This window comes from Streptomyces sp. NPDC028308, assembly GCF_055565855.1.
Map to the genome: position 1 here is coordinate 7774 of NZ_JBVHTO010000026.1, position 8744 is coordinate 16517.

Annotated in this window: 10 protein-coding genes and 1 tRNA gene; 7 read left to right on the forward strand and 4 right to left on the reverse strand. The window is 60.7% G+C overall.

The genetic code is table 11. The features are described 5' to 3' along the window. The coding region (locus ACZ4VA_RS38435; protein ID WP_468084601.1) for a winged helix-turn-helix domain-containing protein at positions 1–205 on the reverse strand (205 nt) is incomplete at its 3' end. A 107-nt stretch (positions 206–312) separates the two neighbouring features. Between ACZ4VA_RS38435 and ACZ4VA_RS38440 the strand changes: the two genes are divergently transcribed. The 4 genes from ACZ4VA_RS38440 (at position 313) to ACZ4VA_RS38455 (ending at position 1916) form a co-directional block, all read left to right on the forward strand. Further along, positions 313–720: an NUDIX hydrolase gene (locus ACZ4VA_RS38440; protein ID WP_351951160.1), complete on the forward strand. Its 408-nt coding sequence runs from the start codon at positions 313–315 to the stop codon at positions 718–720. Positions 721–766: 46 nt separating this feature from the next. Next, positions 767–1195: an ATP-binding protein gene (locus tag ACZ4VA_RS38445; protein WP_468084603.1), complete on the forward strand. Its 429-nt coding sequence runs from the start codon at positions 767–769 to the stop codon at positions 1193–1195. A 68-nt stretch (positions 1196–1263) separates the two neighbouring features. Further along, positions 1264–1542, forward strand: a complete 279-nt coding sequence (locus ACZ4VA_RS38450; protein ID WP_468084605.1) for a hypothetical protein — start codon at positions 1264–1266, stop codon at positions 1540–1542. Continuing rightward, the gene (locus ACZ4VA_RS38455; RefSeq protein ID WP_468084607.1) at positions 1539–1916 is read left to right on the forward strand and encodes a hypothetical protein; all 378 of its coding nucleotides are present in this window, start codon (positions 1539–1541) and stop codon (positions 1914–1916) included. Before ACZ4VA_RS38450 ends, ACZ4VA_RS38455 begins: the two co-directional genes overlap by 4 nt. Positions 1917–2366: 450 nt before the next feature. On the opposite strand, the gene ACZ4VA_RS38460 is transcribed toward ACZ4VA_RS38455, so the two are convergent. Then, positions 2367–2759: a hypothetical protein gene (locus tag ACZ4VA_RS38460; protein WP_468084609.1), complete on the reverse strand. Its 393-nt coding sequence runs from the start codon at positions 2757–2759 to the stop codon at positions 2367–2369. Between the two features lie 202 nt (positions 2760–2961). Continuing rightward, complete coding sequence (locus tag ACZ4VA_RS38465; RefSeq protein WP_468084611.1) at positions 2962–6000, reverse strand: Eco57I restriction-modification methylase domain-containing protein; 3039 nt, start codon at positions 5998–6000, stop codon at positions 2962–2964. 492 nt (positions 6001–6492) lie between these two features. On the opposite strand from ACZ4VA_RS38465, the gene ACZ4VA_RS38470 reads away from it, so the two are divergent. Then, a complete protein-coding gene (locus tag ACZ4VA_RS38470) occupies positions 6493–6867 on the forward strand; it encodes a hypothetical protein (RefSeq protein WP_468084613.1) in 375 nt (124 codons plus the stop codon). Between the two features lie 448 nt (positions 6868–7315). On the opposite strand, the gene ACZ4VA_RS38475 is transcribed toward ACZ4VA_RS38470, so the two are convergent. After that, positions 7316–8071, reverse strand: a complete 756-nt coding sequence (locus tag ACZ4VA_RS38475) for a toll/interleukin-1 receptor domain-containing protein (RefSeq protein ID WP_468084615.1) — start codon at positions 8069–8071, stop codon at positions 7316–7318. Here ACZ4VA_RS38475 and ACZ4VA_RS38480 point away from each other — a divergent pair. After that, positions 8052–8561, forward strand: a complete 510-nt coding sequence (locus ACZ4VA_RS38480; protein ID WP_468084617.1) for a pentapeptide repeat-containing protein — start codon at positions 8052–8054, stop codon at positions 8559–8561. The genes ACZ4VA_RS38475 and ACZ4VA_RS38480 overlap by 20 nt on opposite strands. Positions 8562–8678: 117 nt before the next feature. Further along, positions 8679–8737, forward strand: a tRNA-Ser gene (locus ACZ4VA_RS38485). Positions 8738–8744 lie beyond the last annotated feature (7 nt).

The window sequence follows — 8744 nt, forward strand, 5'->3', positions numbered from 1 at the left end:
CGTCCTGGAGGATGGAGAAGGAGTTGCGGACGGTCATCCGGGATACGCCGTAGTGCTCGACGAGCTCAGCTTCCGAGGGGAGTTTCTCGCCCTCCTTGAATCGCCCACGGTCGATGGCCTCGCGCAGCTGGTCAGCGATCTGTCGGAACACCGCACGATCGCTCGTGGGGTCCAGATCGCCGAGCAGGGACGGAAGTGAGGTCACGAGTACTCCTTTAGGTATCTAGACGAGTGGGCGAGTGTTGTTGCTACGGTGGAGAGCCTAGCGATCTGAGAGGGCCGAGGAACGTGAGCACTGACCGTCCGCACTCCGTGAGCGTTGCCGGAGTCATCGTCGACGACCAGGGCCGGGCCCTCTTGATTCAGCGGCGCGACAACGGCCAGTGGGAACCTCCGGGTGGCGTTGTCGAGCGGGAGGAAACCCTCCCCGAGGCACTCCAGCGCGAAGTCCTCGAAGAAACCGGCATCAAGATCGCGCTTCCCGCGACTCTCACCGGCGTCTACAAGAACATGACGGGCCTGATCGTCTCTCTGGTCTTCCGCTGTGAAGCCGCCGACGGCTCGCCCACCACCGGGGACGAGACCCGCGCACTGCGTTGGGCCACCCGCGATGAAGTCACGGACCTCGCCGACGAGGCGTACGCGATCCGCGTCCTGGACGCTCTCGACGCGGCATCCCCGCCGGCCATCCGCGCCCATGACGGCGTGAAACTCGTCTAGCCCGAACCCGCTGCACATGGCGGCCTACCAGCACGAAGGAACTTGTATGCACGAGTATACGAGCACTGAGCGGGTCTGGGGCCTCACTTGCCCAGGTTTCCCAGAAGAGGTGAGCAGGGCCCGCCGCTGGACACGGGACATCCTGCGTGGTTCGCCGTTGGCCGAGGACGCCGAGTTGATCGTGAGCGAGCTGAGCTCCAACGCGATCCTCCACACCGCCAGCGGACGGCGGTCGGGCAGCTTCCATCTGGCTCTCGCGGTCTCTTCCCAGGTGGTTGCCCTGTCAGTCACGGATGACGGCGGCACCGGAACGGCACCGAAGGCCGAGCGCGCCGACCAGGACGCGACACACGGGCGCGGCTTGGGCATGGTCAGCTTGATCGCCCACCGGGTCGTGATTCACGACAGCCAGGCAGGCCACACGGTCACCGCGGAACTCTTCACGAGTGCCCAGCCGGGAGGTCGCCGGTGCTGACGTCGACGACTCCCGAGGACTTAGCCGAAGCGGGGCCGGGACAGGGTGGCACCTACCGCTGCTGGGCCGTGGCGTATCCGCTGCACGAGACCAGCTCGATCCTCCTGGGATCGCACGATGCGACGAGTCCCCGCCTGGCCCTGCGGTGGCTACGCGAACGCACGAGGAACGTCACGGATCAGCTCGACACGGCACACGCCCAACCGGGCCGCTATTGGCTAGGGGACGAGCACGAACACGAACGAGCCCTTACCTACCTGATCACGGGCACGGCCTACCAACTCACCCTGCACGACGAGAACACGCGCTACGTCCTCGTGGCCTACCCGCCCGGAGGGACCTCGTGAACGGATACATCCGCGGCTTCTGGTGCGAATGCTGGACCGAAGACCTCACCAGGGCAGAGCAGCCAGCCCTTCACAGTTCGTTCGACGCGTACTCGGCCAGCCAGGCAGACCGCTGGATAGCGATCGCACTCCGCACCATCACGCCAGCGCTGGACTCCAGGGCGTCCGACGAAGCCTGGGAGTGGCTGTACGAGGGCCGCATCCAGACGAGGAGAGCTCTCCTGCGCTCGGAGCTCTGCACAGTCACGATCAACCAGAGCGGCACACGCATCTCTTGGACGGCTCGACCAGCGCTCTTCCTACCCCTGGCACACCGACGAGGCCTTGAACTTCCGTCCTGCGCATACGACTTCAAGCCCCATGCGACCGACTGAGTTACAACTTTCTCTACTGGTTCAAGGCGGCTCGCTCCGCTCCCCGCGCGCGGCCCGGCCCCCGGCCGGGCCTGCGCTCCTGTCTCCGCCCCGCTCCAGCCCGGCCGGCGTCCGTACCGCGCTCGGGCGGATGAACCGAGAACCTGAAGCCAGTAGCCCATGGGAAGCGGCCAAGGTCAGAACAGCGCCTCCGGCGGGGATCAGCCGGCACCGGGATGAAGGGGGCACCGTTTCCGACTGCGAGTCCGTAGGTGGCGTGCGCGGGGTGCTCCCATCCCGTCCGCCCTCGACCCAGGCAAAGCCGAGCAGACGCGGCCCATGGCGTCCAGGTCGTTCGTACAGTGGCGCGCTCCACCTGGACGCCATGAACCACGCCCGCTCCACGGTGTGTGGGTCGACGGCGGACGGGATGGGAGCTGGGTGGGTGGTGGAGGAGAAACCCGGGTGCAGCTATCTTGCCCTTTTAAGCTGGTCAACCAGCCTCGTCAGTTCGACCTCGGTCAGCTGAAACCGATCAGGATCCCAGTTGACCTTGTAGTGGGGGTCAAGCTCAGCGAGCGCCTGCCGCATGCCGTAAGTCGCCTCGAAGAACCTCTCCACCCGCCGAGTCAGCAGCTGATCTAGAAACTCCTGCGCATAAGCGCTGTCACCGACGTGGCTGCGGTCAACGTTTGTTGGGGCCGTGTAGGCGTACAAGACAGCCTGGACTGCGGCTATGGCTCGATCGAACGTCTGCTGCCGATCGAGACGCCGGTCGAACCGGGCCTTGGCCCACGGAGCCAGGAACCCGCCGCTCATCCCGCCAATAAGAGCTGCTACCAACGTTGCCACCCAGCTGGCCATCTCAACTCCACTGCTCGCTTCCATCCAATACGTCGGCGAGCGTATCGACGACCACTGACGTTGCAGATGACGCCGTGCCCTACCCGCACCAGGTCGAGCGTGAAGTCCCGGGGAGCGACGGTCGGTCACCGCAGAGATCAAAGCGACGACCCCCAACCGAATGTTCAGGTCAGGGGCCGCTCAGCAGACCTGTGAAGACGAACTAGTCCAAAAGTTCACTCACGAGCAGGTCGAGTTCCTCGGCATGAGGGGACGCGCTTAGTTCTTTGCGGACCAGTTGGCGGAGACGGGTAAAGTTCTTACTTTCATCGATATCCATCCCTGCGACGCGCTCAGCCTCAGCCGCGCCAAGTTCTGCCAGACGCGCATGCTTGGGGTCTTGTGCGTCGTACAACGGGATTGGGAGCTCCCAAAGGTACTTGTCGATGTGCCTCTCGTCCTTCCCATAGGACATTAGAGGTCGCACCAATTGAGTCAATACGGGCGTATTGAGAATGGCACAGAGATACATTCCTTCTTCTTTACTGCCGACCGTGCCCCAATAGAGAGAAGTTTCGATGATCAAGTCCGGAGATTCGATCAAAGCAGCGGATACATGGGTGCCAGACTTGGCATACACGACCCTGAGCGTCGTACCGGGCAGCTGTTTTGTTAGCCCCTTGAAGAAATCAAGGCGTTCAACAAGTGACATGTCACTCGCCTGCGGCCGCCGCTGCCATGCGTCTTCGGCACCTCGCCACCAAATTGCGAGATCCGGATACCGGTCTAGGTTCGGGTGTTCTCCATGCATGATGGTATTACCCTCTAGGGGCAGTACCGCTTTCCTTGGCGGCAGCAGCCTGTACGGAAGGATGCATTCACTGAGCATGACAGGACGAATAAAATCCGCCTCGACTACACCCTCAAGGAGGGCATGCTTCTTCCAGTAGCCGTCCTGCCCCATTGTTACAGGAGTTGACCGTACAGCTGTGCGGCCCCCTCCCAGCCCGAGTCCGTCGCTTCCGTCCTGTATATCGACGAAAAACAGTTTACGAGGATAGATCGTCGCCCCGTTTTCGAACCGAACTCTGTACGGGGAATCAATTAGGCCATCGCCAGCAATAGTGAGTTCTGCACTCGAGCGGCTAATGTGCTCGCTGACGGAGGACCAGGTGTTGAAGCCCGAAGGAATCGTGCCCGTCCAACGCTCCGTAGCACGTGGAAGCGTTGTGGAGGTAATACTGCCGTTGCGCCGGCCCATTACGACGCCACTCCCCCGCGGAAAGAAGTGTGGCCGCACCCGCCGCAGATCCCAAGACCCGGTGAAAACGACAGTGACCGGTTCTGAGGGGTCTAGATATCGACCTTCGCGGAATCCTGAAAAGTACGGCCGATCGAGTACCGCGTTAGGGACAACGAAAGCGAACTGTCCGCCCTCCCTCAAATACTGCTGCACCGAGCGGGCGATGAAGAGGCTCGAAAGGTCCTGATGCGAAGCAACCTTGCCACCCTGCCAAAGACCTCGGTCCTGCGACATCTCTTTGTAAATACGCTGGAGGTCTTCTGGCATCTTTCTATACGACACCCAAGGCGGATTCCCTACGAGGACATCGACTCGATTCTCGGCACGGGACAACCACATAGGACGGGCCAGGTTGCGAATATAGTAACTCCAGATGTGATTCTCATTGTTATCAACGAGGTCACACAGGATGCGGAAGTTCTCCACGATCTGAGAGCGGTGCTCGTCCGCAATCGCAAGCCTGTTCAGCACAGATGTCAGCGGTGGCACCGTTTGGGCCGGCCGACCCGGGTCAGAAGCCGCATCGGCCAAACTGTTCACCAGGTCATCAAAATCTCGCGCATTCGCTAGCAGTTCTTCGGGAAATCGCAATTCATTTTCGAAAAGCTGGCCACCGGTCCCGGTGCTGATCACCAAATGCCCTTGAGCCAGCAGGTCCATACGCTGCGACCACTGGACACTGTCTCCGAGATATACCGGAACGCGAATAGTCCCGCGGTCTCCGAGCAGACGTTGTCGTCCTATCGCGAGCAGGTACGTGACACGAGCAAGAGCGACAGCAACCGGATGCAAATCAATGCCAGCAACGTGGTCTGTGAGCCCGCTCAAGGCATCACGAAGAGGGATTCCTGCAGATTCAGCAGCCTGCAAATACTTACGCGCAGCATGGAAGAGAAATGTGCCTGAGCCGCAGGAAGGATCCAGAACTCTTTGATTAAGAGGGTCCGTAACGTTCTCAGAAACGACGCGTTCTGCAAGCCAATCAGGAGTGTAATACTCACCGAGCTTACGGCGAGTATCCGCGCTAATCACTGACTCATACAAAACCTTCAGCACGTCGTGCTCTACGTTGGACCAATCAAACCGAGAAAGCCTCCGCGAGAGAGTTCTGACGAACGAGTCCCCTCCCGGTACCTCAATTACCCAATCGAAGAAGTCAGCCTCAACTACTCCGTAGAGGTGAGCCCTGTCGAAACGGTGCCCGAGAAGGATGGTGGCTGGCTGAAGGTCAGCCAGTTGAACATCCATTACGAGGTGAGCAATAATCTCAGCACTGTTGACCAGCAGAGTATGTTCAATAAAGAGCTCGTCATTGTCCTCAAACTGGGCGCCAAGTGCCGTTTTTAGGAGGCGAGCCCAAAGTGCTCGTTTCAGTTTGACTGTCGGCAATTCTCTATGCGTTTCATAGAGTGCAGCAAGTGCAGCTCGATCCAGTTCATGCGATGAGCTGTCGGCGCCGAGCCTCAGACGAATCTCAGCGGGACTAGGAAGGATATGCTTCCGTGTGGCCAGCACGCCCTCAAGCCAGTAAAGAAGGTCAAGCCCTCTGGTTGACTTATGAGTAAACCGGGCAACCTCAATCAATGCATCGTCGCGGAGATGGTAGGCCCGCCAGTCAACGCCATCCGCAAGAATACCGACGTAGTGCTGACTCGACTGCTGAGTCCGCTCCGCCACGTAGCCGGTGAGTTGCTGAGCTGCGGCCTCCAGCACCGAAGGACTGCGCAGATCCTTTTTCACTTCGATGACGGTGCAACCGACTTCAACGTCAATGCGACGTCGGTCTCCGACCTGGGTCTCTAGATCTACAGAGAGGTCGTGCTCACCGAGGCTGAAGCCTCCGGAAAGGAGCAACTGGCGCACATCGGCCTGCAAAGTTGCCTCTGTGCGCATCGGGTTGCGGGCAGCGAGCCGCGCTAGAACCTCTTGCAAGTCATCAGACAGTTGCTCATTGGACACTGGCAAGGTCTACCACACGAACTCCTGACGATAAACCAGGCTCGTACGCACCCTACTGCCGCAAGCTTCCGAACTGGCATGGAACCGACAAATTAGGTGAAGGCGGTCTTTCTGCGCACTCCGGCTATTAGGCGAGGGGTACGTAGCCCGGCCGGGCCATAGCAACCAAGCTGCGGTCCACTCGTGTACGAGGACGCACACACAGCGCCGCAGATCTCATGGCGGTCAGGCTCGATATGTCTTTCGTCGGCTTCAGTACAGGCTCCGACACCGGGGCACCGGTCCCGCTGATGGACGGCTCCTCACCGGCTTGACTCAGTCATTGATCTTCCAAGCGAGGCACTCGGCTAGGCCACGCCGCTAGCACACAGCGTGTGACAGCGGGCGAACTTGCCCAACAGCCACTCCATAGTGCACTCCTCGCAGGACCTGGCCTGCACCTACGGACTAAGAAGTGCTCACCTTGTCTAGCAATACTTCCTGGGAGGGTGCATGTCCTTCGCTGAACACGTGCAGGCGCTCCGGCTCCGCAAGCTCAAGATCCTCGACGAACACCGCAAGAAGGTCGATAAGCTCCAGAGGGGCCTCGATGGTCAACTTGCCATGATTGATCAGGTGCTCACTCAACTGGCAGACACGAGCGATAAGCTCCCGTGCCTCGTGCGTACTACGCCGGGCCCGGAACTGACTATCTATCACGCGGCTGACGCACCATGCGGACGAGTGCACAGCCGCCGGAACTTCGCGGTCATGTCAGAAGCAAAGGCCATGGATGCCTCGCCATACGCGTACCTGGAGCGCTGTACCGCCTGTAAGTGGCAGCAGGCCGCCAAGATCCACGGTGAGCGGGAGATGAGCACCAGATGAGCCGTTGCTCGCCCAACGCAGCCTCGTATCGCGCCAGCAGAGCATCCAGATTCGCCAAGAGGAGGCCGGCGGAGTCCCGAGCCGTTGGGCGACCCTGGACCCCGATGCGCTACGCGACCACATGCGCGCGGATCGACGAGCCGAGCGGGTTTCCTTCCTTTCCCGCGCAGTCGTGATCAAGGTTCGCAATCTCCGTCTCGGGATCAACCTCATCCTGGCTGGCTCCAGCCTGCTATATGCCGCAACTGTGCTGACCTGGTTCCTATAGCGCCACGACCGAGGACGAAGTGCCGTGCCAGATTCGTGCCAGGTCGCACGGGGCACCACGGGGAATGGCGGGGAGCATGCTCCAGACCTGTCCGACCCCGCTAGCGGCTCCGCCGCCGGTCAGCCCACGAAACACCCGCCAAAGGCCCACGCCTCCCGCGCTCAGAGCGTGGGTCAGGCTTCAGGAAGATTCGGTGACCAACACCGCCGCAGCGATCTTCTCGGCGATCTCGCGCACCGAATCATGTTCGGTGCTAAAGCCAGCGAGGTCAGGGAGGATCCCGCTGTACTGGGCGACGTCTTCGAACGTCACGTTGTGTAGTACGGGGATCAGCGTGGACTTGTGCAGCAACACGCCAAGCTCCCGCTCTGTCCAGAATCTTCCGGTGAGGTAAGCCGCGGTGAGTACGGCCACACCTGCGTGAGCCCGCCGTAGCCCTTGATCCATTTGGAGGGCTAGGCTCTTCCCGGGTCGGATGGCCACCTCGTCAAACCAGACGGATACCCCCATGTCTTCAAGGTTGTCCCGCAAGTCGGATGCAATCTCCGAGCCATCAATACGTGCATAGCTGAGAAAAACGTGGTACTCGCGGGTGTCTTGAGTTGCGACAGCCTCCTGAACCCGTTGGGCCAGCTGGCGTTCCGATTCGGTGTAGCTAACTACGCGTTGGGGCGCGGCCTTCCGCAGCTCACGGTTCACCCTGTCGACTTCCTGCCTATTGTGGCGATCAGCAGCGCGATTGTGTGCGTCGACCTTCCTGTTGTATTCAGCCACCGCCTGACGATTTTGCTGTTCGACCTTTCGGTTGTGTTGGTCGATCTCGCGATTTGCCCTGTCAACTGCCCTCTTCAGTTCTCGTTGCACTTGTTGCTCAGCTTTGCGTTGAGCGGCCTTCATCTCTCGCATGATCTTGTTGATGTCGGAGCTTGGTGTCATCTTGGCCCTCCGTCAGCTAGGACACCCCTGCATCAGAGGCAGTTCAAAGCTAACGCACAGCACTGACAGCGCAGTTGCCGCCACTGACCACACTAGGCGCGTGAAACCCGTGCACCAATCAGCTGATCGATGGGGAGAGCTACCCCGCCCCCTGGAGCAGCAAGCGCGTGCTCATCATGGAAAGCGCACCAGAGCGAGCGGCCAGGGCGCATCCCTGCCCGGGGCGAAGCTGCACGGCTCGAAGCTCAGTACGGCTGACAAGTCCCTACAATCCAAAATCATCTCTGGCGCAGTCACGAACAGTGCGAATCTGGCGAACGCCGACCTGAGCGGTGCCGACCTAACAGCCGCTGACCTGCACGGTGTGAACCTGACCGGAGCAAACCTCACCAACTCCGACCTGCGAGGAGCACGGCTCACTGGAGCCATGCTCACCAGAGCAAAGATCCACGGGGCGCGCGGACTACCACGCTCGTCCTCCCCGGACTGATCTTGGTTGGAGACCTAGCTGTTGATCGAACTCCAAAGCTGTACTCAGCCAGCCGTGGACGTCCCGTGGACTGGTCCCACCTGAATTACCACGTGCAGGGCTCTGACCTGCTGCGTTGCCTGGGACCTAAGCGGCCTCCGGAGCCGTGTGCGCAGGTTCGAATCCTGCCGGGGGCACCTTGCA